We start from the raw sequence: 26,149 nt of genomic DNA on the forward strand, positions 1-26,149 counted from the left end.
AATTTAGCCAAGTTTATCTGAAGGAGTGATAAAAGTGTCCGACGAAATTCTTCCTGATTCTGTTGAGAAGTTTGTAGCCCCGACTATCGCGGGCGCAGCATTAGTGGGAGGTGGGGTAGCCGCAACTACCCCTCCAGCTAAGGCACAAGGTCCTGTCGGTAACGCTGCTGAAGTAGTTAGCCACATGAAGCCCGATGGGGCCCGTGCACACTCTATTGTTAACGAAGTCAATGCAGCAAGGGCGGATCATGGTTTAAATCCCGTGACAGAAAACCCTGCGTTAAACAATATCGCTCAAGACTGGGCCGACCATTTGGTGGGAACAGGGGATTTGCAGCATCGGCCAAATCACTGGGAAACCTATCCGGATAGTATTCCTGCCGGTGGCGAAAACGTCCTTCAAGCATGGGATGATTTCGCAGATGCGAAGCTGGTGAATATGTGGCTGAATTCTCCCAGCCACAGGAAGATTTTGCTAGATCCAGAAGCGAAAACGGTTGGTACGGGCATTGCCGTTGGGGCGAATGGTGAGCTTTTTGCCGTACAGAATTTTGGACGTTAAAGAAGTTCCTTTTGTAATCCTCTTCGGAATAGGAGCGATATGATCACTCTTGTATTCCCTAAGCTTTTGATACGCTCTCGCGCATAGGCAATGTCAAAATCTAGGATCAGGCTTTACAGTAAAAAGCAATAGACAAGAGGGAAATCTGCGGAGAATTCGGCGTATCTTTCGCAATTAGTTCCAATAATTAACGCCGATCCGGAGTCAATTAAGTGGACTACAAACTCATCTCTGCGGTAATGCCGTGCGCGGTTCAACGCGGGATGTTCTACTTTGGCTCTACAACAGAAGGCTTGTTTTAGATATCCTATGAGCGGACTATTGGGGCATCGGCAAGCAAAGCTTATTGCAGTGCCGAGGTCAGCCGCATGACGTTATCGACGTAGCGGCGGACAAAACCGCGCTGGTTCCACTCCTCTAGGGTGAGCTCGTGGCAGACCGCGCGGTAATTGGCGGCGAGCTGGTTGAACTGGGCGAGGAGATCGCCTTTGGCCACGAGCATGGTGGTCTCATAGTTGAGACCGAAGGAGCGCGGGTCCATATTGGATGAGCCGAACATGCACAGCGGATTGAACTCCTGGTCATCCGGATCCGTGATGATGAACTTGGAGTGCAAGACGTAGGGGTAGGGGAATTGGTAGATATGCACCCCGGCCTCAAGTAGCGCTTGGTAATACGAGGACTGGGCGTGGTTGACCATGAATTGGTCCGCGGTATCGGAGACATAAAGCTCCACGTCCACCCCGCGGTAGCAGGCGGTGGTGACGGCCTCTAAGAGCGATTCATCCGGCACGAAATACGGCGAGCACAGCACGAGTCGCTGCTTGGCGTGGTGCACTAGGGAGTTAAACATGCGCAGGTTGGGCTCGGTGGTATAGCCGGGGCCGGATGGGATCATCTGCAGGTAGTTGGCATCGACGGTTTGGGCATCATCATACGGCAGCTCATCTAGCGGGAGGTTCTCGCCGGATTCGGTGTACCAATCCACCGCGAAGACCGCGGTCATGGCGGTGACGATGGGGCCAGACAGTTCCACCATGTAATCGATCCAGAAGCGGTCCTTGGTTTTATATTGGCGCTTGATCAGGTTGATGGAACCGATAAAACCTACCTCGCCATCGATGATGACGAGCTTGCGGTGGTTGCGCAGATCTGGGCGGCGGAAGCGGCCCTTATGCAGCTGGATGGGCAGCATGAGGCGCCAATCCACGCCGATTTCCGTGAGCCTATCCCCCAGCGAGGAATAACCCTTGTACTTAAAACTGCCAATCTGATCCAGCAAAAGGCGAACCTTGACGCCGCGGGCGGTGGCGCGGGCGAGGGCCTGGAAAAATACATCCGTGGTCTCATCCCAGGATTGGATATAGACCTCGATGGAAACGTATTTTTCGGCGCGGTCCACGGCCGCGGCGATGGAGCGAATGCATTCATTATAATCCGCATGCAGGCCCAAGTTGTGGCCAATGAGCGCCGGAAAGCCGGTCAGCTCGCGGTTGAGCTTGATGACGGATTCCACTTCCGTCGACAGGATGTCCTTGGGATGATCCGGGGTGCGGGCGGAAATATCTTCAAGACGTTCATTGGCCTCTTGCTGAATGCGGTGGCGGCGCCGGTTGATATACGGCGAGCCCATGAGCAAAAACAGCGGCAGGCCAATGACGGGTAGCACCAAAATAGCCAGCAGCCATGCCGTGGAATTGGAGGGCCGGCGGCCTTCTGGCACGAAGCCCACGGCGATGATCTTGATGGAATAATCAATGATGAGGAAGAGCAGCTGCCAGAAGCTGAGATCGAGCGACCAGGTCATTTAATGCACGGAATCGAAATCGGGCAGATCGAAATCTGCATTGAGCGGGCAGTGATCGGAGGTCTTCTCGCCAGCGCGTTCTTCCATGTCTACGCGCGCGCCGGTGACGTGTTTGGCCAGCGGCGGCGAGGCCAGCTGGAAATCGATGCGCATGCCCTCGTTCTTGTGAAAGCGCATCCCCTTGTAATCAAAGTAGGTATAGCGCTGGTCTTCGGTAAAACGCCGCGTGACCTCTTCGAGGCCGGCCTCCTCGAGCATCTGGAAGGCGGCGCGCTCGGGTTCGGTAACGTGCGTCTTGCCGCGGAAGGCCTCGATATCCCATACGTCCTCATCGCGCGGGGCGATATTGAAATCGCCGGTTAGAAGCAGCTTAGATTGGGCGCGCCCCGCGGCGTAGCGGGAGAGCTGGTAGAGAAAGTCCAGCTTGTAGTCATAGTGACGGTCCGTAATTTCGCGGCCGTTGGGAATATACAGCGACCAGATTTCTACCCCGCGGATGCGCGCACCAAGCGCCCGGGCTTCACGGTTCTGGGGCTTTTCAGGATCCTTGGAAAAACCAGGTTGGTGGGGGAATCCGGTAAAGACTTCTTCCGGTTCCTCCTTGGAAATGATGGCCACGCCATTCCACTGGTTCAGTCCATGGCAGGTGACATGGTACCCGGCATCCTCGAAGGCCTGGCGGGGGAATTTATCGTCCTTGACCTTGGTCTCTTGTAGGCACAGCACGTCAATGTCGTGCGTGTGGAGAAGATCCAGCGCCCGCTGGATGCGGGTGCGAACGGAGTTGATATTCCACGTGGTGATGCGCATGGATAATACAGTACCGCGCGGGCAATGGCCCGGACTAGTCCAGGCCGCGGCCGGCGGGCTAGGCGGACTAACCCAGCTGGGGCTAGTCGCGCAGACGGGCGTAGATCTGGCGGTGCTGCTCGATGAACCCCAGCTTTTCGTACAGGCGAATGCCGGCGGTATTAGAAGCTAGGACATCGAGGTAGGCGTGCTGCGCGCCCTGGTCGCGCCCCCAGCGCAGCATGTGCTGGCCCAAGAGAGCACCCAAACCTTGGCGGCGATGCGCGGGTGCTACCTCCACGGCGGAGTATCCCAGCCAGGCGGTGCCGTCGCCGGATTCGGTGATGGTGCCGCGGGTGATGGCAACGGTTTCGCCGCCAATAATGAGCCGCCCAAAGCCCATCGTGCCCTCGATGCGGGCGCGCAGGTACTCCAAGGCCTGGGCAGGCAGCGCCTGGCCACGGAAGTGGTACATCTGCAGCCACGCGTCATCGGGCTGGTCATCGATGCGGAGCTCCGCGCCGCTGGGGTGTGCGCCCGGGACCTCGGCAGATAGGTCTGCGAGATCGCGCAGGACCATGACGAGGATTTCGGGTTCGGTCTCCCAGGTGGCATGGGCAAGCAGGCGCTCTGCGGGCTTGCCAATGCGCTCCGGGATGAGCAGGCGCACCGGGAGATCGTGGCGGCGGTAGAACTCCGTGATTTCCGCCAGCGGGACCGGGTTAAAGCCCGCGGAGGGCCCGAGTGGGACGGCGGAATTGGACCGGCCCGTCACGCCATCGCCGGCGCGCATGAGCCAGGAGCCGTCCGAGGTCCACGTGTGCTCCTTGCCGGGAAAGGCCTGGGCGGTGGCATATTCGACGGCGCGAATATCGGAATTACGCACCATGCGCGGCGAGAGGCGTTTGATAATTTTCAGCTGCTCAGGCGCGATCTCCACGGCCTCGAGGTCAGAGGGATAGCCGCCGACCTGCTGCGGGCGGATGACCAGTGGCTTAAGGCTGAGGACGTGGCCAATGACATCGCTGTGCACATCACCAAAATCGCGCCGGGCCACGACGCGATCGCCTACCTGCACGTCATCGGAACGAAAGATGCGAGACATGATTAATCGTCGTGCCCGAAGGGATCTTCGTCTTCACCCGGCATCCAGGTGTAGCCCGGCTCAGTCCAACCATTGCGCTTAATGGCCTTCTTGGCCTGCCGCTTGTAGCGGCCGATGAGGGTATCGGTATAGACGTAGCCATCGAGGTGACCGGTCTCGTGCTGCAGGCACCGGGCAAAAAAGCCGTAGCCCTCCACGGTAATGTCGTTGCCGTGCTCGTCCTTGCCGGTCACGCGCGCCCAGTCGGCACGGCCGGTGGGAAAGCCCTCGCCCGGCACGGAGAGGCAGCCTTCGTCATCGGAGCCGTCATCGGCAGGCATGGTCTCTGGAATCTCGGAGGTCTCCAGCACCGGGTTGATAACGCACCCCTTGCGCATGCCGGCCTTGTCCGCGGGCAGCTCGGTGCCATCGGGGCCTTCGGTATCCGGGCAGTGGTAGACGAAGAGCCGCTTGCCGATGCCCACCTGGTTCGCAGCCAAGCCCACGCCATGGGCAACTTCCATGGTCTCGTACATGTCCGCGATGAGTTGTTGCATCTCTGGGCTGGAAATCTCGGATTCTTCCACCGGCGTGGTGGGCTGATGAAGCACGGGGTCGCCGTGGATAACGATGGGGCGAATAGTCATGCTTTACAGTTTAGGCATGAACCCCTTGTCTGACCTAGACGCCGCCATCTTAGATTTTGAGGAAGCCACCCCGCGCAGCATTGGCCGCAAGGAAGAGGCCATTCGTGCGCAGCTGGATATCTCGCCGGTGCGCTATCACCAACGGCTGAACCTGCTTCTTGATGTCCCTGCTGCCGCCGAATCCCATCCCCTCTTGGTGGCGCGGCTGAAGCGCCTGCGGGAGGAGCGTGAAAATACGCGGCGCGCCGCGCGGGGAAATACCCCACCGCGTTAGAACCGGCTACTAATGTTACTGAAGTGACTAAAGAGAATCCGGATAATCTATACGACCAGCAATTCGACGACGCCGCTGGCGATGCCGCCGCGGCCGATTACGGCGATGCTTATTATGACGACGCCTACGACGACGCTGCTGCCGCTGGCGCTGCAGGTGCCGGAGCAGGAGCCGCTGCGGCCGGAACCGGCGGCGGTGGGGGAGGCGCCCACGCTAAGAAGGGCGGTTTACCACTGCGCGGGCTTGCGATGGTGTTGATCGCCGTGGCCGTGATGCTCGGCCTGTGGGGCCTTTATGCCATGACCTCAGAAGACGACGATTCGACCGTAGCTTCTGATTCCGAGCAGTCGAAGTCAGACGGTTCAGCTAATGGAGGCCAGGAGGGCAATGGCGCCGGGGGTCCTGCCGCGGATGGCGCGCGCGACGATGGCTCCCGCGACGGGGCCAATAACCAACCGCCGCGCGAAGGCGAGGGCGATAACGCGCACCCGAACGGCGACGCCAAGGACGAAGCCAACCGCGATGCGGGCCGTGAGGACGGTGCGCGCGGCGAAGATTCCGACCGCACCGGGGATGCAGCCCGGGCCGGCGGCAACGACGCGCCGTCCGCTGCGCGCGACCGCAATGACATTAAGGTCAGCGTGCTCAATAACTCCGGTGAATCCGATAAGGCCAAAAACGAAGCAGATGTGTTGAAGGACGGTGGCTTCAAGGTGGGCTATGTGGGCAACCTGCCAGGCGACGTGTTGACCGTGCCCAAGACCACCGTCTTCTATCCAGAAGGCGATGCCTCCGCAGAGTCCCTGGCCAGGGAAGTTGCCGCGCGCTACCAGGCAGAAGTCAAGCCTATGAATAGGGACCTGCCCAAGGAAGCCACCGAGGACGGAGCCGTCGTGGTCGCCCTCGCAGTCCCACAGGCCTAAATAAAATTCATGGAATATTACCGCCTACCCGTTAAGCTGGACAGGTGAAGATTCCGGCAGAAGTATTCGCCCGTTCCCCCGAGCCCACGCTCGGGGTGGAATGGGAAGTCGCGCTCGTGGACCGCGACTCGCGCGATCTCGTCCCGCGTGGTGCTGAGCTCATTGATCTCGCTACTGCCGCCCACCCCGATATTCACGTGGAAAAAGAATTCCTCCAGAATACGGTGGAACTAGTCACGGGCATTTGCTCCACGGTGCCGGAAGCCATTATGGAGCTAGGAACTTCGCTGGCCGCCGTGGAAGAAGCCGCGGCCAAGCTCGGCATCGATGTGTGGGCCTCTGGCGGGCACCCGTTTACGGATTTCCGGGAAAACCCGCTTTCAGATAAACCCAGCTATCAAGAGATCATCGCCCGCACCCAGTATTGGGGAAAGCAGATGCTGCTCTGGGGTACCCACGTCCACGTGGGCATCAGCCACGAGGACCGCGTCTGGCCCATCATCAATGCGTTGATGACGAAGTACCCCCACCTCTTGGCCATTTCTGCGTGCTCGCCGGGGTGGGAAGGATTGGACACGGGCTACGCCTCCAATCGCACGATGCTCTATCAACAGCTGCCTACCGCAGGCATGCCCTACCAGTTCTTCACGTGGGACGAGTGGCAGTCCTATATGCGGGATCAGGCGATTTCCGGGGTCATCAATCACACCGGCTCGATGCACTTTGATATCCGCCCGGCCTCGAAGTGGGGCACCGTAGAGGTCCGCGTATCCGATGCCACCTCGAACCTGCGGGAGCTATCCGCAGTCGTCGCGCTAACGCACTGCTTGGTCGTGCACTATGACCGCATGATTGATGCCGGCGAGGAGTTACCCGTCTTGCAGCCGTGGCACGTGGCGGAAAATAAGTGGCGCGGTGCGCGCTACGGCATGGATGCCCTCGTTATTACCTCGCGCGATACGGACGAGGCCTGGGTCAAAGATGAATTGGCCCAGATGGTAGAAGAACTAACGCCCTTAGCCCGCGAGTTAGGCTGTGCGGAGGAGCTGGCCTTGGTGCATGAAATCATCGAAGGCGGCGCCGGATACGAACGCCAACGCCGCCTCTTCCAAGAAACCGGCAGCTGGCGCGACGTCGTCGAAGAAACCTGCCGCGAGCTTCACACCTACCGGCCGGTGCGCTAATTAGCTAACCGATCGCCGACTGGGCCTGCGCACTCAGTGATCGCACGCCTAGAGCCGCACTGGAAGTAGCTGGGCGCGGCCGACGCGGCGGCGCGGAGATGGCTGCTGCAGCCCGCGGCGGCGTGCCGCTAGTCGTTATCGAGTGCGTGGCGGCCACCGTAGGACGGGGGAGCCGGAATATCGGTATAGCCCTCGGTGGACGGAAACTCGCGGGTCTCAGGGTTAAATACCGGGAACTGTGCGGTTTCGTCGGTAGTGGCAGAACCCCGTGCGGCAGCACCGGCTGTCTGAGTGTGCTGCGGCTGAGCATGCTCCTGCTGGGCGTGCTGGGGCTGGACGTGGTGCTGTGGTTGGGTAGCGTTCTGTGCCGCGTGCCGTCCGCTGGGAGCGTCTTCCTCGCTGGGTTGGGTGCCGGGGATAAATCCCCACAGCGCATAAAAGGCGATGTAGAGGATGCCGGAGCCGGTGAAAAAGAGCAGAGCCCAAGGCTGGAAGTCCACATGGTTCAGAGAGCGGTTGGAGGCTTCGAGCCAAAAAGCTGCGGAGACAAAGGGCAGGAGCACCACGCACATGGCCGCGAAGGAAATGAGTGCTGCTACTTGCGCGCCGATAACACCGCGCAAACGCTTGCCCAGTGCCTGGTTGACGGAGATGAGAACCACGATAGCCAGCGGGAAGATCCAGACCCAGTGGTGGTACCAGGAAAAGGGCGAGACCAAGCATGCGCTAATGCCGGCAATGGACACGGCGGCGGAGTTATTCTTGTGCTTCATCGCGGTGCGCAGGGCCAGGCAGGTCAAGACGAAGACGACCGCGACAGCGGCGAGCCACATCCAGCCGCCGTCGATGCCCCAGGCGCGCACCATGACTGAGCGAATGGATTGCGCACCAGGGTTGGTGTGTTCACCCACGCGCGAGGAATTAAAGATGGCATCGGTCCAGAACACCCCGGCATCCGGAATGGTGACGAAACCAATCGCAACGGTCACCGCGAAGGTAAGGACGGAGATAACCGCCTGCCACCAGCGCCTCTGGAAAAGGAGCACTAAGCCCATAAAGGCTGGGGTGAGCTTCAAGCCTGCGGCGAGGCCGATGCCAATTCCTGGCAGTGCCCACTTCTTTGGAATGACGTCGAGGGCAACCAAGAACATCAAAAAGACGTTGATCTGGCCGTAGAACAAGGTGCCGTACATCGGCTCTACGGCCGGGGCGCACAGCACCAGCAGAATGGCAACCACCCAGGTCAACGGCGAAAGTTTAAGGCCGCGCTCGTGGAAGACCATGAGGATGACGGCCAATAAGGCAAGGATGGTGCCGCCTTGCCAGAGGATGATAAGGGGGTCATCGGCAAGCGCGGAAATCCACTTGAACAGCGTGCCGGCAAAGGGAGGGTAGGTAAAAGGAAGATCGCCAATATAGGCGTTGTCATAAAGATTGGCGCCGTCAGCCACCTCGCCGCCGGCGAGCCAGTAAATCTTCAAATCCAGTGGCACGCGCCAGATGAAGGCATTGGGGCCGTCGTATTTGCTATAGCGGGAGATGCTGAAAATAAAGAAGGCAATCAAAAGGGCGGCCAGAGTAGGCAGTCCGTAGAGCTTTTTCACGGTTAAAGGTGCCTCCTATTTGCGGCGCAGCGAACGGCCGGCGGGGCGGTCATTGCGCGACATCGATTCCTCGGAACCATACAGGCCTTCACGGCGTGCAATGCGTGAGGTGCGCTGCGCGGTTACCGGGCTGGTAAACATCGCAAACAGTACCAGCAAAATAAGCATACCCAAATCACCACGCTCGGCCATGCTGAAAGATTCCGCGCCAGTAATACGGATGAACGCACCCATGATGGTGAGGATAAGACCGGTGGTCTGCGGCTTGCTCACGGCGTGGACGCGGGACATGGTGTCCTTAAAGCGCGCCAAGCCAATGGCGGCGGCGAGGATGAGCAGGCTGCCGCTGATGACGAGGGTGAGCGAGAGGATATCTGCGATTAGAGACCAACTCATTGGTTATCCCTCTTCCTAAACCTGGTAACAGACACGGTGGAGATGAAGCCGAGCAGCGCGATGACCAGCATGGCCGAGACCACGGAGGTATCGAGCGACCAGCACATATAGGTCGCCAGGGCGCATTGGAACATCGCGGTAAAACCGTCCATTCCCACTAGCCGGTCGAGGGAGTTGGGCCCGGTGATGATGCGCCAGACGGTGATTAATACGGAGACCCATAGCAGGAATGCGGGAACCAGCAGGATGGCGTGATAGATCTGCGGATCCATTATGGGTGGCTCCTTTCAAAGATCTCGATCATGGAAGATTCTAGACGGGACACGGCATCGATTTCGCGCTGGATCTGCGCCTCATCCCGAGCATCCAGGATGTGGATGGTGATCATGCGATTGGCGATGTCAATGTCTGTCACCGTTCCACCCGGCTGCAGGTTGTACAGGGTCACCGCAAGGGAGAGAATGAACTCATTTTCCAGGCGCATCGGCAATTCCAGGATGGCGGTTTTAGGCAGCGGCTGCGGCCGGGAGGCCAGCCAGCCCACCTTGAGGGAGGCATAAAACAGCTCCCAGAACCAGCGCAGCATGTATCGCAGGAATTTGCCCCACGCGACCTCGACGCCGGCAATCGGCATCGCCGGCAGCGGCAGGGCGAAGACGATGACCAGGGCGACGAGGAGGCCGCCGACGACATTGCCCACCGTGATTTCACCCATGAGCATGCACCACATGACCGTGATCCAGACGGTAAACCACGGCCGGAATCGGTAGCGCACACCGGCAAAGCGGCTCTTAGTCATCGCGGGCCTCCTTCTTTACTGGGGTAGGGCTTTCTGGTGCCTCCGATTTCGCCGGTGCGTCCGAGCTTGGCTTCTCCTTGTCGCCGGATTCCGGATCGTGCGCCGGCCCGGGGTCTGGCAGCAGGTGGCTGCGCTCCTTGTACGAGTCCGCGCCGCCTTCGTAGCGGTCCTTCTGGTCAAGGTGCCGGGTGGGGTTATCTGCATTTTCTCCCAGTACGGCGTACTGATAAATGGAGGTATCCTGTGCGGATTCGGCCGCGCGGGAGGTGACACCGGAAATCGGGCCGGCCAGGAAGGTAATCGAGGTCGAGGCAATGACCAGCAGCGCCGTGGCACCCACCATGCCGAACGGCACGCGGCCGACATCCTGGCGGGAGGAAAATTCGACCTCATCGGTGATATCAGAAAGTGGGGCCGGGCGGGCTAGGGCGACATTGCCTTCGGGGGCATCAGCGCGGTCGCGCTGGAAGCCCTTGGCCCAGACCAGCATCATGACGTAGAGCGTCAGCAGCGAGGTCACCAGCGCGCCGCCGATGAGCACCCACGCCAGCCAGGAGCCCTCATTGGCACCTGCCTGAATGAGGATGATCTTGCCCAGGAAGCCAGAGAACGGCGGCACACCACCCAGGTTGATGGCCGGGATGAAATACAGCACGGCGATAAGCGGGGCGGAATACATTAGCGAGCCCAGGCGCCGCAGCGAGGATGTACCTGCTTGGCGCTCGATAAGGCCGACGACCAAGAAGAGCGCGGTCTGCACCAAAATGTGGTGGATGGCGTAGAAAATAGCGCCGGATAGCCCCTGGGCGGTGCCCAAAGAGACGCCGAAAATCATATAGCCGATGTGGCTGACCAGCGTAAAGGAGAGCAAACGCTTAATATCGGTCTGCGCGATGGCGCCCAAGATGCCCACCAGCATGGTGGCCAGCGCCACCCACATCAGCACGGTATCGAGCCCACCATAGGTAAAAATGGACGTGCGCGCGCGGATGATCGCATACACACCGACCTTGGTCAGCAGACCGGCGAACACGGCCGTGACCAGCGAGGGCGCGGTGGGGTAGGAGTCTGGCAGCCACGCGGCCAGCGGCACCACTGCTGCCTTAATGCCAAAGGCCACGAGCAAGGTGGCGAAGATGGCGGTGCGGGTGCCCTCCGGGATGTCCTGCATGCGTTGGCCAATCTGGGCCATGTTCATGGTGCCGACGGAGGCATAGACATATGCCAGGGCCAGCAAGAAGATCATGGATGAGGCCATCGAGACCATCACATAACCCACGCCGGCGCGCACGCGGCCTGCCGATGCCCCCAAGGTCAACAGCACGTACGAAGCCACGAGGAAGACCTCGAAGCCGACGTACAGGTTAAATAGGTCGCCGGCCAAAAAGGAGATATTCACGCCCATGGTCAGCAACATGTAGGTGGGCAAAAAGACCGCGACGGGTTCATCCTTGGTGCCATCGCGCACACCCTGGGAAATGGCGTACCAGATGACGGAGAACAGCACCACAGACGAGGTAAAGAGGATCATCGTGGAGAGCCGGTCCGCCACTAACGTGATGCCCACGGGAGCGTCCCAGCCGCCTATTTGCAGCGTCTGTATGCCATGGAAATCCACTATTATGATCAGGCTCGCGTTCACCGCAGCCGTAATCAGCAGGGAGAAAAAGGCGATCTGGCGCTGCACATTAGGCATGCGGGCAAACAGCAGCGAGAGCGCTGCGGCCACGGCCGGGATGATAATGGGCAGCGGGATAAGCACACCGACGTACGGGTACATCGTTTCGGCAGCTTGGTGGAATGGCTCAGTCATCTTCGGCTCCCTTCACCGGCTCCTCGAAGGATTCGGGGCCGAAATTATCGCCTTCCTTGGTGGCGCGCCCGGTGGCGGGGTCATTGGAGGCATCGTGGTCTGCGCTCGCCGCGGCATTGCCGGGCTTGGAGGCCTTGGCGGCAATCGCGGTATCTTCGGCGTCATCTTCAATGACGTCGGCGGTGCGGTAGCGGTACTGGCGGTAGGCCAAGGTAAGGATGAAGGCCGTCAGTGCCATGGAAATGACGATGGCGGTAAGGATCATCGCTTGGGTGAGAGGATCCGCAATATCGCTGCCATAAGGCTCGGCCTCGCGGCCATCGATGGGCGGTGAACCCGCAGGGCCGCCGGCCTGCAGCATGAAGAGGTTGGCGCCATTGCCCAGCAAGAGCAGCCCGAGCAGCATCTTGGTCATGGCTCGGTCGAGCAAAAGGTAGATGCCCGCAGAAACCATTACTCCGGCGGCGAGCAGGAGGAAGAGGTTGGCTTGCATTTATTTCTCCTTTCCTGCGTTGTCCCCGGAACCTGTGCCGGAAGAGCTCGTTGCGGCTGGTATCTTTTCTTTTTTCTTCTCTTGTTTTTGCGCCCGCTGGGCCTTTTGCTTGGTGCTGCGCTCCCGGTTCTTCCGCGCCAGGGAACGGGCGCGGTCGCGAGCGCGTTGCTTACGCATCTCTTCTTCCTCATCCAGCTTGGCGCCGAGCGAGCTGAGCACGTAGAGCGTTAGCCCCACGACGATGAGGTAGACGCCCAAGTCAAAGACCAGCGCCGAAGGCAGCGAGACCGCGCCGATAAGCGGGATCTCGGGTGAGGTATATCCGCTGGTAAATGGCGGGTAGCCAAAGAACATCGGCACCACCACCGCCAGGGCGGAGAAGGAGAGGCCAGCGCCCATGGTGCGCCCGGCATCGATGGGCAGGGCCTCATCGAGCTCCGCGCGGCCACCGGCCAGGTAGCGCAGGATGAGCGCGAGAGCGGCCACAAGGCCACCGGCGAAACCGCCGCCTGGCGCATTGTGCCCGGCGAAGAAGAAGTAGAACGACAGCGCCATCATGGAGGGGAAGAGCACGCGGGTGGAGACATCGATCATCAGCGAGCGGTTGAGCGCCTGCTCCGATTCCGAGCCCGCGGCCAGCCAGCGGCGACCCGTGACCTGCAGGGTGGGCCGGCGGCTGTCCCTGGAGAAGGATTGGGTGCGGTAAATCAGGGAAGCTACACCGAGCGCGGCGATGATAATGACCGTGATCTCCCCAAAGGTATCCCAGGCGCGCAGGTCCACCAGCAAGACGTTGACGGCATTGGCGCCGTGGCCAATCTCCTTGGCCAGCTCCGGCATGTACTGCGAGATGGGTTCGGCAGACCGCGCGTTGATGGCGAACATCGCCACGATGGTGACGGTCAGGCCGGTGCCGACGGATAGCCACGCGCGCAGGCGGCCCATCTTCGGGTCCTGCTTCCACTCGGTAGAGGCCGGAATGCGGCGCAGCACCAGCATGAATAGCACCATGATGATGGTTTCTGTCAGCAGCTGGGTTAGCGCCAAGTCCGGGGCACCGTGGATGGCAAAGACGAAGGATAAGGAATAGCCGGTAATGCCGACGATGATGACGGCAGAGAGGCGGTTATCGGTGACCGTGGCGGCGATGGCGGCCACCATCATGATGATGGCGGCGACGACCTGCCAGGGGTTTTCTGCAACCACCATGCGGATATCCGTGAGATCACCGGTAATCAGCATCGTCAGCGGCAGCACCATCACGGTGGCGAAGATAACGGTCAGGTTGAGCTGCAGCGAACCGCGCTGGGTAACGGCCGTGGTGCGCAGGGAGAGCTTGCGCAGGGTGGAGATGACCTTGTCGTAGACAGCGTCGGCATCACCAAGCGCGGGGTACGCAAACTGCCATTGCTCGAGTACCTGGCGGCGCCAGTGGACGATGATTCCGGCCACGATGATGATGGCGGATACGCCCAAGGTCACCGACCATCCGTGCCAGAGGGCCAGGCCGTGGTAGTCACCTGTCCCAAAGGTGGAATCGAGGTGCTGATCGATGGCCGCCGAGAGCGCCTGCGGCGCGATGCCGAGCACGATGGTCAGCGCGGTGAGCACGGCCGGGGCGAGCCACAGGCCCACATTGACCTTGTGCATCGTGGCCACAGCCTTAGAGACGCCGTCTTTATCGTCCGGGAGGTTCTTGGTGGCAAAGGCGCCCCACAAAAAGCGCAGGGCATAGGCCATGGTGAGGATGGAGCCTGCCACATAAGCCACCAGGATCATATTGCGCGGCATACCAATGAGCAGCTCTTCGTGCATGGTGGATTCCAGCACGGCTTCCTTGGACACGAAGCCAAAGAGTGGGGGAACACCCGCCATGGACAGGGCGGAGATAACTGCGATGCCATAGAGGAAGGGCTGCCTGCGCCCGAGGCCGGATAGCTTTGTAATATCGCGCGTGCCCGAGCAGTGATCGATGGCACCAACCACCATAAAGAGTGCAGCCTTAAAGAGTGAGTGGGCAAAGGTGAGCGCCAGGCCCGCCTGCATGGCTTCCCGGGAGCCAACCGCCACGATGGAGGTAATAAAGCCCAGCTGGGAAACCGTGCCATAAGCCAAAATCAGCTTGAGGTCCTTTTGTTTTAGCGCCATCCAGCCGCCGAGCAGCATGGTAAATACGCCTAAGGAAATGACCACGAGGTGCCAGGTGGCCACCTCGTACATATCCGGTGCCAGGCGCGCGACCAGGTAAATTCCGGCCTTAACCATGGCCGCGGAGTGCAGGTATGCCGAGACCGGGGTTGGCGCTGCCATCGCACCCGGCAGCCAGAAGTGTGCCGGCACGATAGCGGATTTGGTGAGTGCCCCGACCAGGATGAGCACGATGGCGACGGTGACGTACGGCGTTTGGGGGAAGTGATCGTAGGCGCTGATTTCGCTAAACGTCCACGCCCCAGTCTGCCGGCCGAGCAGGCAGATGCCCATCAGCATGGACAGGCCACCCATGACGGTGACCATCAGGGCCTGCTGTGCGGCGCGGCGCGAAGAGGCGCGCTCGGCATAGTAGCTGACCAATAGGTACGACAAGAGGGAGGTGATCTCCCAGAAGACGTACATGAGCAGCAGGCTATCGGAGGTCACAAGCCCAAACATGGCGGTGGCAAAGCCCACCATCTGGCTAGCGAACATGGCAAGCCGGCGGCGCGTGGAATCGAAATAGCCCCAGCAATACAGTAGGACCAATGCGCCCATGCCTAAGATGATGAGGCTAAAGAGCCCGCCCAGGGCATCCATGCGCAGATCCACGGCGAGGTGCGCGGCCGGCATCCACTCGATGGTGTAATTCAGCGCGCCGCCGTCGCGGAAGGTACCTCGGGCAAAGTGCGCGAGGGTCCACACGAAACCGACACCGGGAACTATTGCCAATAAACCAAAGGCTGGGCGGCCCACATTCATAATGAGCAGCGGTGCAACCACGGTGGCAACGATGAGGGCACCCAGAAGTATTAGCACGTTGGAATCTGCGCTCCTTAGGTTGTGTCAAGTTCTCAGACCCTCGTTGCCGCGGGGCGTGACGATATGCACCGGGAGCATATACACACCAAGACAGTTCGTACTCGGCCGAGTACGAACTGTCCCACTTGTGCAAGCAGCGTGGCCGGAAACGGGGTCAACTCGTCGAAAGTTTACCGGTTTTTCCACAACATCGAAAGATTATTTTTAGCGCACAGTATTATATGCCACCCGTTGCGCTCTTTTTCTATGCGTAACGCTGCAAGAAAAGCGCCTCCGCAGCGGCGACGTGCTCGATCTCGGTGGGATCGACGGACTCATTGGCGGAGTGGATGGTGCACTTGGGCTCCTCCACGCCGTAGAGCGCGATTTCCGCGTTGGGGTGTGCTTCCTGCAGCTCGGTGGTCAGCGGGATGGAACCGCCCATGCCCTGTGCTGCGGTGTCCTTGCCATAAGCCTCGGATAGGCACTGGCCCAAAAGTGCCGCGGCGGGTTTTTCCGGGTCGGTGGAAAAACCAGCATTGGCCTCCACGACCTCCGCCTTGACGTGCGCACCCCACGGCGTGTGGTTTTTCACGTGCTCGCACACGGCCTCGCCAATGGCGCGGGCATCGGTTCCGGCTGGAACGCGCAGGTTCAGCTTGGCGGCCGCGGTAGCAGGAACGGCGTTGACGGCCTCAGCCACTGGGGTAGAGGTAAAGCCGGTCACGGAAATGGCCGGGCGGGACCACACCATATCTGCCACCGGGGTAGCGCCCTCCGGATCCTTGGAGCCCATGATCTCGGTGCCCTCGAGCAGCTGCGCATCGCCGCGGAAGGCCTCGGCCGGGTAGTCCTGGCCCTGCCAGTGGGCGCTGGTATCCACGCCATCGATGGTGGTGCGGCCATATTCATCTGTGAGCGAATCCAGCGTGCGCATCAGCGCCTTCACTGCGTCTGGGGCCGCGCCGCCGAATTGGCCGGAGTGTACGGGCGCGGCCAGGGTATTGACCTCGACCTCAATCTGCGCGCCGCCGCGCAGGGAGGTGGTCAAGGTGGGCTGGCCCACCGCGGCATTGCCGGCATCTGCAATCAGGATGGCATCGGCAGCGAAAAGCTCCGGGCGGTCCTTGATGAGCTGGGACAGGCCCTCGCCACCGCGCTCTTCAGAGCCTTCGATGAGGTACTTCAGGTTCACCTTGGTACCGCCATTGGCTTCCAGTGCGCGCAGGGCCGCTAGGTGCATGGCCACATTGCCCTTGCAGTCCGCGGCGCCGCGGCCGTACCAGCGGGTGGTGCCCTCGGCATCGGCGCGCTCGGTCAGGGTGAACGGATCGGATTCCCAGGCCGCGCGGTCTCCTGCGGGCACGACATCGTAGTGCGAGTACAACAGGACGGTCTTGGCGCCTTCCTCGCCCTTGCGCTCGCCCAAAATCGCGGTGGAGCCATCCGCGGTAGTGATGGTTTCTACCGTTGCCCCGGCTTCTTCAAGCGCGGCCTTCACCCACTGGCTTGCGCCCTGGGCTTGGTCTTCCAAGCCCGGCTCATTGTGCACGGAGTTGAATGCCACGAGCTCGCTGAGCTGGCGGAAGATGGTGTCGCGGTCGCTACGTATGCTGTCAATCATATCTGTCATGCAATCCAAGGTACCTTGAGCGCTTGGGCTGCAATACAGATCCGCACGACAATTCCTATGCATTCCTGCCCGCGCTTGCCGATGCCCCCACCTTCCCCACCGCGCCACCTTCCGTCGCCGCCATCCTTCCGAGGGGAAGTGCTACAGCGGTGTGCGGCGGGCAAAAGATCGCTACAGGCAAGCGCGTTGTTTCTTGCAGTAGGGGTAGGAGAGTGCCAGAATGGGCGTTAGCACTCGGACAGGATGAGTGCTAGATAAATATCCATCGTTGTGGTTGAGGTTGGTCCACACTCACCAGCCATGCCGTCGCGGGCGTCCGCAGCGAGAAAGACGTGAGTGTCGTCCTCAATAAATCCAAGGAGCACAAACACTATGGCAAAGATTATCGCTTTTGATGAAGAGGCCCGCCGCGGCCTTGAGCGCGGCCTGAATACTCTGGCTGACGCAGTCAAGGTCACCCTCGGGCCCAAGGGCCGCAACGTCGTCCTAGAAAAGTCCTGGGGCGCACCGACCATTACTAATGACGGCGTTTCCATCGCTCGCGAAATCGAGCTCGAGGATGCTTACGAAAAGATCGGCGCCGAGCTGGTCAAGGAAGTTGCTAAGAAGACCGATGACGTCGCCGGCGACGGCACCACCACCGCAACCGTTCTGGCACAGGCACTCGTCCGCGAAGGCCTGCGCAACGTAGCCGCTGGTTCCAACCCAATGGGCATTAAGCGCGGCATCGAGACCGCGACCAAGAAGGTTGTGGACTCCCTGCTGTCTTCCGCAAAGGAAGTAGAAACCCAGGAGCAGATCGCTACCACCGCTGGCATTTCCGCCGCAGACCCGGCAATCGGTGAGAAGATCGCCGAGGCTATGTACACCGTGGGCAACGGTTCCGTAAACAAGGACTCCGTTATCACTGTGGAAGAGTCCAATACCTTTGGCGTAGACCTCGAGGTTACTGAGGGTATGCGCTTTGATAAGGGCTACATCTCCGGCTACTTCGCTACCGATATGGAGCGCCAGGAGGCAGTCCTGGAGGATCCGTACATCTTGCTGGTTTCCTCCAAGATCTCCAATATCAAGGATCTCGTCCCGCTGCTGGAAAAGGTCATGCAGTCCGGCAAGCCGCTGCTGATCATTGCTGAGGACGTTGAGGGCGAAGCCCTGTCCACCCTCGTGGTGAACAAGATCCGCGGCACCTTCAAGTCCGTTGCCGTGAAGGCTCCGGGCTTCGGTGACCGCCGCAAGGCAACCCTGCAGGACATGGCCATCCTGACCGGCGGCCAGGTCATCTCCGAAGAGGTTGGCCTCTCCCTCGAGACCGCCGAGCTCGAGTACCTGGGCCAGGCACGCAAGGTCGTTGTCACCAAGGATGAGACCACCATTGTCCAGGGGGCTGGCACCCAGGAGCAGATCGATGGCCGCATCAAGCAGATCCGCGCCGAGATTGAGAACTCCGATTCTGATTACGACCGCGAGAAGCTGCAGGAGCGCCTGGCTAAGCTCTCCGGCGGCGTGGCCGTGCTCAAGGTCGGTGCCGCCACCGAGGTTGAGCTCAAGGAGCGCAAGCACCGCATCGAAGACGCTGTCCGCAACGCCAAGGCAGCCGTGGAAGAAGGCATCGTGGCCGGCGGTGGCGTTGCCCTGCTGCAGGCCGCTTCCGTCCTTGATTCCATCGAGGCCGAAGGCGATGAAGCCACCGGTGTAAATATCGTCCGCGAGGCACTGTCTGCACCGCTGAAGCAGATCGCTCACAACGCTGGCCTGGAGCCTGGCGTCGTTGCAGATAAGGTCTCTGGCCTGCCTGCTGGCGAGGGCCTGAATGCCGCTACCGGTGAGTACGTCAACCTCATGGAATCCGGCATCAATGACCCGGTTAAGGTCACCCGCTCTGCACTGCAGAACGCTGCGTCCATTGCGGCACTGTTCCTGACCACCGAGGCTGTTGTGGCTGATAAGCCAGAGCCTGCCGGCTCCAACAACGCTATGCCCGACGCTGACGCCATGGGCGGCATGGGCTTCTAAGAGCCCTGCACAACGCCTGGCGCATACTGAGCTCCCGCTCTTATATGCGCCTGAGTCTGGCGAAAGCTGTGGGCCTCAGAGTATACTGAACGTACGCGGGATGCCCCTACTTAGTTCCCAAATTTCGCCGGTAGGGGCGGCCAGGGACGGATCTCTGACTTAGTGTCGTTTTATGTGCGCCTAGTAGCCGACTGGGATTTTGCCCAGTCGGCTTGTTTCGCGGTTATGGGGGTAGGCTGCTGCGGCTTCTTTAACTGAGGCGGGGTCAGGGTAATGCTTGTGATGTCGCGTCATGGCAAAGAAGACGTTGAGTTGTCGGCGAGCGAGTGCGACGAGCACAGCGTTGTGATGCTTGGCCTAACCTCGGAAAGTGGGCACCTCCGGAGGTTAGGCTCAAGTGTCGATTCGATCGCATTGATTGTGGCATTATCAGCGTCGACCACATCATGCTGCACTAGTCATTCTGGCTTATCTCCTTTTACAGGTTGGAAACCTACGCACAACCCTTAGCCACTTCCCATCTACTCAAACGGATCAATACCTAGTGCACTTCGAGTTTCGAAGAAATTACTTCCACATTATTGACTAAAAGAGCACAACAACCCTCTGTAGAATCCACTTTCCGGGCGGAGGCTAGATTGAAACTCCGCTACAGGAAAACTACTGGTAGACACTCCACTTACACGGGCGATGAGCTTAACAACGACACCCCTATTTGTGGTCAATCGAGAGAAGTTATTCCCATAAAGTTACAAAGTTAGCCTATACTGACCGCAGCGTGTCCATGTTGTTCATGTTGTTCGACATTACTTGGCCACACTCAGTCTCATCAGTACAATTTCAGCGATTGAAAAGGATTTGAAGTGGATCTGTTGCTCCAGATTAATGAAATCGTTTCTGGCCCGATAAAAGACTTGTTGGTAGAAGTCTCTGGCGGAAACTTTCCCGATATAAAGCTACCTGAGATTAATTTCCCAGAAGTCCCGCCACTGTCTTCTCCCACCTATCCGGAAAACATCAGTCTTGAAATTGGCGGTTCCTCTTTTGAAAATCTTGGCTCCTCCGAGCAGTTCAATGGTAACGGCTCTTCTGAGTTCTTCAACGATGCAGGCTCTTCCGAATTGTTGAACGATCTTGGGTCCTCTGATTTCGACCTGTTCAACGGGGATGTTTCTCCTGACTTCTTGAACGATTTCAACTCTTCCGATCTCGATCTCAGCGCACTCGGTAGCTTGCTTTAAGTCGCACCGATATGGGGATTTGCGGATGCGTGAAGCTTGAATGAAGGCATAAGCACTTCTTCTGCTTTCACTGACGATATTAAAGATAGGTCAAGTTTCAGTAGACGGAATCCGCAGGAGATGAAATCAGTGCTGGCTTGTTAAAAATACGTCCGGTTCAGTGTGAGCTGGACGTATTTTTCTCTTTTTCAGAGATGAGAACAAAACTGGGGTCAAGTAGCAGGGGGGTGTTCCTATGTAGTTTGTCAGCTTGGATTCTAGGGGTCGTTGCAACGATGATGGTTACTTTGGTGTGATACTACCGGTTTGTGTCAGGGCGTTGGTCATTACTTCGGCTGGGGTGCGCCAGTTGAGTGCTTTGCGTGGTTTGTGGTTGTGAATGTTGGCGATCATCTCTAGGTCCTCGGCGCTGTAGATGGACAGGTCGCTGTTTTTGGGAAGGTTTCTCCTGAGCCTGCCGTTGGTGTTTTCGTTGCTGCCGCGTTCCCACGGTGATCCTGGATGGCAGAAGTAGATGGGAATGTCAGTGGCCATGGTAAAGGATTTATGGCCTGCCATTTCGCTTCCTTGGTCCCAGGTAATTGATGACCAGAGTGCTTTATCGATTCCAGTAACAGCCTTGTGCAGGGCTGTGAATACTTCTTTGCTGGTGTGCCTGCCTGCCAGGTGGCCAAGGACAACAAATCGGCTGACGCGTTCTACTAATGTGATCACCGCGGATTGGTTATTTTTACCAAGGATGAGGTCGCCTTCCCAGTGGCCTGGCAAAATACGTTCAGTAACCTCTTCTGGCCGGTCGTCGATGAGGATCATGTCGTCAACGAAGCGTTGCTGGGCCGGTGTGGTGGTGCGTGTGTGGCGTTTCTTGCGTTTCTTTCTGCCGGTAGGCAAGTCCAAGCCAAGGTCTTTGAGTCTTCCTTTGGACTGTAGATAAAAGGCATCATAAATCGTTTCGTGACTAATGCGCATGTCCTTATCAGTGGGGTAGTCGATGGGCAGGCGATTGGAAATCTCCTCCGGTGACCATTGTGCCCGCAATTGTGCGCATACATAGTCCCATAACCTTTTGTTGGCCAGCAGTTTCGGTATTTTCGGCCGCAATCTCCGCGCACAGGCCTTATAACTGGGCGGTTTCTGCACGATACGGGCCTTGGGCGCTGTGGTTTCTGCGTACTTCACGCTGAATTGACGAGGCACTTCGCCCTAAACAGCGCCCGATTTCCCGCAGCGGCACATGCTCACGAAGAAGGTCGGCGATAATAACGCGTTCTTCAAAGCAAATATAGCGATCACTGATGCGTTTATACGGATCCACACCGCCAGGCAAGGCAGGGGCACAAAGCCGTCCAGATTCGATGACGTCATGGCGTTGGCGCAGCGCTTTCATGAGTCTTTTATACGTGGTCGCGTCCTCGCCGACGGGTATGAACTCTTTACGCGGTCCTCCGGATTTGATGAGTCCTTTTTCGAAGTCTAAAGACAATCGACGATCAATTCCTACCCCAGCCCCAGCATCACCAACAGGCAAGCTCGCCAACCGAAGGCGTAAGTATTCCACCCTTAACTGTGTTTGGCGGACTTTCCGGGCATACCTCGATAGCCGGATATGACACTCGGCTTCTGTAGCAACGGCATACGCAGCGGTGGGATGCACCCCACACGTTTTGGCGGCTTGGTGCACCGAAAGTCCGCCTTTAACTAGTTCTACAAGCTGTAAAGCCTGGCTACCGCGGCGATCAACTCGTTTGGCTTTATGCACGACTGGCACTCCATGAGCATGACAAAAATTCAAAGCATGCACGTAATGACAGCCAAGCTCACCAGCAGCCGAGCGAACGCTACGCCCACTGCCAACCATGGACACCAAGCCACGACGATCCGACTCAGACAACGAATGAAACGGGCCAACAACCCCAGGCACAACAACACCCTCCTAAGGGAAAGTGTTGCAACGACCCTCTGAACTCAAGCAGTCTCGCGGGTGGGGTTGACGGGGTGGATCCTCAACTCGGGATTTTTAGGTGTGTTGTTTTTGCGCGCGACTGGTAGCCGACTGGGATTTTGCCCAGTCGGCTTGTTTCACTGTTAGGGGTTAAGCTGCTGCGGCTTCTTTTGCTGGGGCGGGGTCGTGGTAATACTCGTGGTTGCGCATCATGGCGTAGAGGACGTTGAGTCGCCTGCGGGCGAGTGCTACGACTGCGGCGTTGTGTCTTTTGCCTTCATTGCGCTTTCGTTCATAGAATTGCCGGGAACGCTCGTGGAATCTGATGGATGCAAAAGATGATTGCCATAGGGCGTTCTTTAATTTTTTATTGCCGGCTCGGTTCAGTGAGTTCGACATGATCGAGGTTCCGGATTGATTCGTTCGGGGCGATAAGCCAGCGTAAGAGGCTAGGTGCCCAGCTGACGGAAAGTCGGACATGTCGTCTGCGGTCATGAGAATTTGTGCTGCCGTCTTTGGTCCGATTCCCGGCATGGATAGCAGGATTTGAGTGTGGGGGATGTCGTTGATGAGCTCGATGACTTCCTTGTCGATTTGTTTGCGGTGCTCGAGCTTTAAAAGTGCGTCCTTTGCTGACATTGCTACGCCCATTTCTGCATAGTGTGCACCGGCAATGGTGACTGTTTGCTCAGCAATGGCAGCGAATATGGCATCGATAACTGGCTCGGGATTGCGTGCCTTATAGCGTCGAGCAAAGGCAGCTGCCTTGGCCTTGCCTAAGCGTTTTATCTTGGTGGGCCCGCCGTAGCGTGCAAGTAGGTGCAGGACCCATTTGCGGTGGATTATTTGGCCGCGAATGGCCTGTTCGAATTGCGGGTAGCAACCAACAAGTGCGCTTCGAATCTGGTTGATGAGTCTGGTGTAGGAGCGTGCTAGGTCTTCGTCGATACCGTTGAGGACTTTCAACTGGCGGAAGGCTTCTTCGATGCGGTCGACACTGCGAAGGGATTCTGGAAGGTTCTTTGCAGCGTGGGCGATGATGTAGGCATCTCGGATGTCCGTTTTGGCGTTTCCGGCATGGATGTGTGAGAGCTGACGCATTGCCAAGCCGGGAAGGTAGCGCACGTCGATTCCGATATCTTGAGCAACCGCGACAGTTAGTCGACCAATGTTATTTGGCTGGTCTACGACGACAAGGACCTTGTGGTCGTGTGCGCTGAACGTTGAAAAGAGTGTGCGCAGGGATTTTTCGTTTTGGTTGATGCGCTTAGATAGCACCTGGGCGCCGTCGATATCTAAGACGCAGGCGTGGTGGAAGTATTTGCCAACATCCATGCCGATGACATAGTCGTAGGTCATGCCAGACCTCCTAGCGAGTTTAATGAGTATGGGACTTCTTTCATCGCTGGTGGTCGGACATACTTCACGCTGGCATCCACATTACTTTGAGACCTCACACACTTGATGTGGGTCAGGTTCCTATTAGCAGTTTGGAGTATGTCACTGCCTTCGGCGGCATCACCCCCCGGATCATTATCAGACAGGGACGAAAATAAGCCATACCGAAGCCAGCGACTAGTTCCACTGCTCCTGAAAAAGAAAAGCAAAAGGAACGCAGACAAACATAACCTGCCCCTGCACAGGGGCAGAGTTACGAATCCTGGGCTCCTTCAAGCGGAACTGCTAACAACGTAATGGGAGGCCTATACGTAACCGAAGACACCCTCCAAATGAATTCACAGCTTTGAAAACTCTTTGGCTGACGATTTATAACATCGAAGACAGGTGCGCCACTCAGTAGAGGGGAAGGTAATTTGCAATCGAATGGGGCCGCTATATAGGAGGGGACAAAGGTCGCAGGGCGAAAAGCTACTAATCAACTAGCTCTAGACTGCTCGGACCCTTTGCGAATTACATACAAACCATGCTGCGCACACAAACATGGAGAACTATCCTAGCCTCCGACACATCCACTTTCTATCGCCAGAGTGAGCACTGAATCCTGAAAACAGAACACGTAACAGCAAGCATTGAAAATAACTCAAAAACCAAGGATGAGATCTGTGACTTTTTAATATCACGGAAGATCCTTTACAAATTACAGATTGTAGGGTATTCTAAGCCTGCGTTCACTAAAATTCAAACCTTAAGGAGTCCCAGATGAAGCGTAAGGTCAGTCTCGGAATCGCAGCAGCTGCGTTAGCTATGACTGCCGTTACTCCCGCAGCATTTGCGCAGGAAACTACCACTTTCGACAACGGAATTGTTAATTCCGAATTTTCTTTGGACAAAAAAGAATCCACTAAAAAAGACCCCAAGGAGCAGGCCGAGCTTACCGGCAAGCACTTGGATAACGCAAAGAAAGGCGTAGAGACGGCGAAGGGCATCGTCGACACCCTCAATGGACTGGGTGGTCTGTTCGGGCTTAATGGCGGTAAGTAATACCCCTCCAGCCCCCAGGCATTCGCACGATTGCACTGTGAACCCGAACCGTAATGATGGATGTGTTAATCCGCGATTGCCGGGTCTTGAAGGTCTAATCCTTATTTCGCACTAGGGTTAGACCTTTAGCCTTTTCCGTATCCTTCGTTGTTGTAACAGGCGACAAACTCATAGAGTTCGTAAGTGTGCCTTTTTGACGATGGTAAAGGGGTCCCGTAGTGATTCTCCGCCTTGAATTTGGCGAAAAATTCCCCTACTTCGGCGTTGGTGTGACTGTTGGATTTCGAGAAATGCAACATCGATCTTTTGGGGTCTTTGACGAAATGTAGCCAATAGACCATAAATATCAAAAAAGGGATGGCGTGCCCGCAAATCGTGGACACGTAGTGGAGCTACCTAGTGGTTAGGCAGCGATTTTTCTTCGTTTCTGGTTTGGGTGATGTGGTTCTCGAAGTCGATGGGGCTGACCATCCCGAGGGCTTCAGTGTCGGCGTCGACGGTTGTAGACGACTTCAATCCAGTAAGCCACAGTCTGACGCGCAGCATCGCGGGTGGCCAGCGCTTCCGGTCGTAGAACTTAAGTTTTAAGCGTCGACCAGAACGACTCAGCCATCGCGTTATCGAAACACACCCCGGTACGCCCCACCGTCTGAGCAACACCTAGGTTGCGGCATACCTCCCAGAGTTGTTCGCTGGTACATTGCGTTCCGCGGTCAGCGTGAAACACGAGACCATCAGCAACGTCACCGCGCAGCGCATGTGCTATTCGCAGTGCTCCTTTGACTAGGCGCGTATCTTGGGCGCTATTCATAGCCTAGCCCAGCACACGACGGGAGTGGCCGTCTCGGATCACGCACAAGTACAACCATCCTTCATCGGTGCGCAGGTAGATAAATATCTGACATCCGCACCCGGTTGAGCTCACCAGTATCAAACATGCGCTTGACCAGGTCAGGAAGCGTGGACTTGCGCTTGGCTTGGATCGTTGTCACTGGAACGAAAGCACGCGGTGAAATCCCTTCAATGCCCATCATGCGCATCCGCTTGGCTACAGTCTTGCGATTCACACTGATCTGGTAGCGCTCACCTAGTTCTGCGGTGATTCACAGGGCACCATAGACCTCGTCGGAGTCTTTTTCGGATCTGATGAATCTTGCGATCAACATCATCGTAAAATGATGCACGATCATTTTTTCCGGATAAGCGTTGCTGCTGTATATGGGCCCATGTGTAGTATCCAGACCGAGATACCTTCAAAAGGCGTGCCATGCGTTTGATGCTGTAGTTCGCCTTGCTCTGGCTGCATCAATTCGAACTTTTCTGCTCGCGTTGCCTTAAAGCGAAGAAGGCTGTCGCTTGTGACAAAAACTCGTTATCCATCTTGGCTTCTGCCAGCTCACGACGCAGACGAGTATTCTCCGCACGAAGATCAGCCTCGCTTAATCCATCGGAGGATCCTTAGGCGTTGACGCTCATTTTTTACCCATCGGCCTAAAAGACCTGGTGCGA

Annotated in this window: 24 protein-coding genes; 7 read left to right on the forward strand and 17 right to left on the reverse strand. The window is 57.9% G+C overall.

The window, feature by feature from the left end; translation table 11 throughout:
- The first annotated feature begins 34 nt into the window (after nucleotides 1–34).
- A complete protein-coding gene (locus ABRP95_RS09915) occupies nucleotides 35–562 on the forward strand; it encodes a CAP domain-containing protein (RefSeq protein ID WP_284783062.1) in 528 nt (175 codons plus the stop codon).
- 343 nt (nucleotides 563–905) lie between these two features.
- Here ABRP95_RS09915 and ABRP95_RS09920 read toward each other — a convergent pair whose 3' ends face one another.
- The 4 genes from ABRP95_RS09920 to ABRP95_RS09935 all read right to left on the reverse strand — a co-directional run bounded on the left by ABRP95_RS09920 (nucleotide 906) and on the right by ABRP95_RS09935 (nucleotide 4,889).
- Nucleotides 906–2,369 (reverse strand): phospholipase D-like domain-containing protein, encoded by a 1,464-nt coding sequence (locus ABRP95_RS09920; RefSeq protein ID WP_349839365.1) that lies wholly within the window; start codon nucleotides 2,367–2,369, stop codon nucleotides 906–908.
- Nucleotides 2,370–3,179, reverse strand: a complete 810-nt coding sequence (locus tag ABRP95_RS09925; protein ID WP_349839366.1) for an exodeoxyribonuclease III — start codon at nucleotides 3,177–3,179, stop codon at nucleotides 2,370–2,372.
- 82 nt (nucleotides 3,180–3,261) lie between these two features.
- Entirely contained in the window at nucleotides 3,262–4,263 is a 1,002-nt protein-coding gene (locus ABRP95_RS09930; RefSeq protein WP_349839368.1) for an N-acetylglutamate synthase, CG3035 family, read from the reverse strand.
- 2 nt (nucleotides 4,264–4,265) lie between these two features.
- Nucleotides 4,266–4,889 (reverse strand): peptide deformylase, encoded by a 624-nt coding sequence (locus ABRP95_RS09935; protein ID WP_239268507.1) that lies wholly within the window; start codon nucleotides 4,887–4,889, stop codon nucleotides 4,266–4,268.
- Between ABRP95_RS09935 and ABRP95_RS09940 the strand changes: the two genes are divergently transcribed.
- Genes ABRP95_RS09940 through ABRP95_RS09950 form a run of 3 tightly spaced genes read left to right on the forward strand, consistent with a single transcriptional unit; the run spans nucleotide 4,888 to nucleotide 7,270 of the window.
- Entirely contained in the window at nucleotides 4,888–5,163 is a 276-nt protein-coding gene (locus tag ABRP95_RS09940; RefSeq protein ID WP_349839369.1) for a DUF3263 domain-containing protein, read from the forward strand. The genes ABRP95_RS09935 and ABRP95_RS09940 overlap by 2 nt on opposite strands.
- Before the next feature lie 23 nt (nucleotides 5,164–5,186).
- On the forward strand, nucleotides 5,187–6,086 hold the full coding sequence (locus tag ABRP95_RS09945; RefSeq protein WP_296090943.1) for a LytR C-terminal domain-containing protein: 900 nt from the start codon (nucleotides 5,187–5,189) through the stop codon (nucleotides 6,084–6,086).
- Between the two features lie 44 nt (nucleotides 6,087–6,130).
- A complete protein-coding gene (locus ABRP95_RS09950) occupies nucleotides 6,131–7,270 on the forward strand; it encodes a glutamate--cysteine ligase (protein WP_284770460.1) in 1,140 nt (379 codons plus the stop codon).
- Between the two features lie 128 nt (nucleotides 7,271–7,398).
- Here ABRP95_RS09950 and ABRP95_RS09955 read toward each other — a convergent pair whose 3' ends face one another.
- The 9 genes from ABRP95_RS09955 to ABRP95_RS09995 form a co-directional block, all read right to left on the reverse strand.
- The gene (locus ABRP95_RS09955) at nucleotides 7,399–8,874 is read right to left on the reverse strand and encodes a glycosyltransferase 87 family protein (RefSeq protein ID WP_284783050.1); all 1,476 of its coding nucleotides are present in this window, start codon (nucleotides 8,872–8,874) and stop codon (nucleotides 7,399–7,401) included.
- 15 nt (nucleotides 8,875–8,889) lie between these two features.
- Entirely contained in the window at nucleotides 8,890–9,270 is a 381-nt protein-coding gene (locus ABRP95_RS09960) for a monovalent cation/H(+) antiporter subunit G (protein WP_284641896.1), read from the reverse strand.
- Nucleotides 9,267–9,542: a monovalent cation/H+ antiporter complex subunit F gene (locus ABRP95_RS09965; RefSeq protein WP_023018012.1), complete on the reverse strand. Its 276-nt coding sequence runs from the start codon at nucleotides 9,540–9,542 to the stop codon at nucleotides 9,267–9,269. The genes ABRP95_RS09960 and ABRP95_RS09965 overlap by 4 nt, the downstream gene beginning before the upstream one ends.
- A complete protein-coding gene (locus ABRP95_RS09970; RefSeq protein ID WP_237801145.1) occupies nucleotides 9,542–10,069 on the reverse strand; it encodes a Na+/H+ antiporter subunit E in 528 nt (175 codons plus the stop codon). Before ABRP95_RS09970 ends, ABRP95_RS09965 begins: the two co-directional genes overlap by 1 nt.
- Nucleotides 10,062–11,882 carry a Na+/H+ antiporter subunit D gene (locus ABRP95_RS09975; RefSeq protein ID WP_284770462.1) on the reverse strand — a complete coding sequence of 607 codons (1,821 nt, stop codon included), beginning with the start codon at nucleotides 11,880–11,882 and terminating at the stop codon, nucleotides 10,062–10,064. The genes ABRP95_RS09970 and ABRP95_RS09975 overlap by 8 nt, the downstream gene beginning before the upstream one ends.
- Nucleotides 11,875–12,375 (reverse strand): Na(+)/H(+) antiporter subunit C, encoded by a 501-nt coding sequence (locus ABRP95_RS09980; RefSeq protein ID WP_284770463.1) that lies wholly within the window; start codon nucleotides 12,373–12,375, stop codon nucleotides 11,875–11,877. The genes ABRP95_RS09975 and ABRP95_RS09980 overlap by 8 nt, the downstream gene beginning before the upstream one ends.
- Nucleotides 12,376–15,384 carry a Na+/H+ antiporter subunit A gene (locus tag ABRP95_RS09985; protein ID WP_284850330.1) on the reverse strand — a complete coding sequence of 1,003 codons (3,009 nt, stop codon included), beginning with the start codon at nucleotides 15,382–15,384 and terminating at the stop codon, nucleotides 12,376–12,378. It lies immediately after the preceding gene.
- 247 nt (nucleotides 15,385–15,631) lie between these two features.
- The gene (locus ABRP95_RS09990) at nucleotides 15,632–16,999 is read right to left on the reverse strand and encodes a dipeptidase (protein WP_349839373.1); all 1,368 of its coding nucleotides are present in this window, start codon (nucleotides 16,997–16,999) and stop codon (nucleotides 15,632–15,634) included.
- A gap of 227 nt (nucleotides 17,000–17,226) precedes the next feature.
- Nucleotides 17,227–17,370: a hypothetical protein gene (locus ABRP95_RS09995; protein WP_349839374.1), complete on the reverse strand. Its 144-nt coding sequence runs from the start codon at nucleotides 17,368–17,370 to the stop codon at nucleotides 17,227–17,229.
- Nucleotide 17,371: 1 nt separating this feature from the next.
- Here ABRP95_RS09995 and groL point away from each other — a divergent pair, with 1 nt between their 5' ends.
- Both groL and ABRP95_RS10005 read left to right on the forward strand, forming a co-directional pair.
- Nucleotides 17,372–19,015 (forward strand): chaperonin GroEL, encoded by a 1,644-nt coding sequence (groL, locus tag ABRP95_RS10000; protein WP_284770467.1) that lies wholly within the window; start codon nucleotides 17,372–17,374, stop codon nucleotides 19,013–19,015.
- 863 nt (nucleotides 19,016–19,878) lie between these two features.
- Complete coding sequence (locus ABRP95_RS10005) at nucleotides 19,879–20,256, forward strand: hypothetical protein (RefSeq protein ID WP_284770468.1); 378 nt, start codon at nucleotides 19,879–19,881, stop codon at nucleotides 20,254–20,256.
- A gap of 282 nt (nucleotides 20,257–20,538) precedes the next feature.
- On the opposite strand, the gene ABRP95_RS10010 is transcribed toward ABRP95_RS10005, so the two are convergent.
- The 3 genes from ABRP95_RS10010 to ABRP95_RS10020 all read right to left on the reverse strand — a co-directional run bounded on the left by ABRP95_RS10010 (nucleotide 20,539) and on the right by ABRP95_RS10020 (nucleotide 23,557).
- A complete protein-coding gene (locus ABRP95_RS10010) occupies nucleotides 20,539–21,435 on the reverse strand; it encodes an IS30 family transposase (protein ID WP_284770469.1) in 897 nt (298 codons plus the stop codon).
- Nucleotides 21,374–22,015, reverse strand: a complete 642-nt coding sequence (locus ABRP95_RS10015) for a helix-turn-helix domain-containing protein (RefSeq protein WP_284770470.1) — start codon at nucleotides 22,013–22,015, stop codon at nucleotides 21,374–21,376. The genes ABRP95_RS10010 and ABRP95_RS10015 overlap by 62 nt, the downstream gene beginning before the upstream one ends.
- A 333-nt stretch (nucleotides 22,016–22,348) precedes the next feature.
- Nucleotides 22,349–23,557: an IS110 family RNA-guided transposase gene (locus ABRP95_RS10020; protein ID WP_349839375.1), complete on the reverse strand. Its 1,209-nt coding sequence runs from the start codon at nucleotides 23,555–23,557 to the stop codon at nucleotides 22,349–22,351.
- A gap of 801 nt (nucleotides 23,558–24,358) precedes the next feature.
- Here ABRP95_RS10020 and ABRP95_RS10025 point away from each other — a divergent pair.
- Nucleotides 24,359–24,640, forward strand: coding sequence for a hypothetical protein (locus ABRP95_RS10025; RefSeq protein WP_284771368.1), 282 nt, complete (start codon nucleotides 24,359–24,361; stop codon nucleotides 24,638–24,640).
- Nucleotides 24,641–25,512: 872 nt separating this feature from the next.
- Here the strand turns inward: ABRP95_RS10025 and ABRP95_RS10030 are convergent.
- Nucleotides 25,513–25,743: an IS3 family transposase gene (locus ABRP95_RS10030; protein ID WP_349838217.1), complete on the reverse strand. Its 231-nt coding sequence runs from the start codon at nucleotides 25,741–25,743 to the stop codon at nucleotides 25,513–25,515.
- Nucleotides 25,744–26,149 lie beyond the last annotated feature (406 nt).

It is taken from the genome of Corynebacterium sp. KPL2895, assembly GCF_040225815.1.
Classification (GTDB): Bacteria; Actinomycetota; Actinomycetes; order Mycobacteriales; family Mycobacteriaceae; genus Corynebacterium; species Corynebacterium rhinophilum.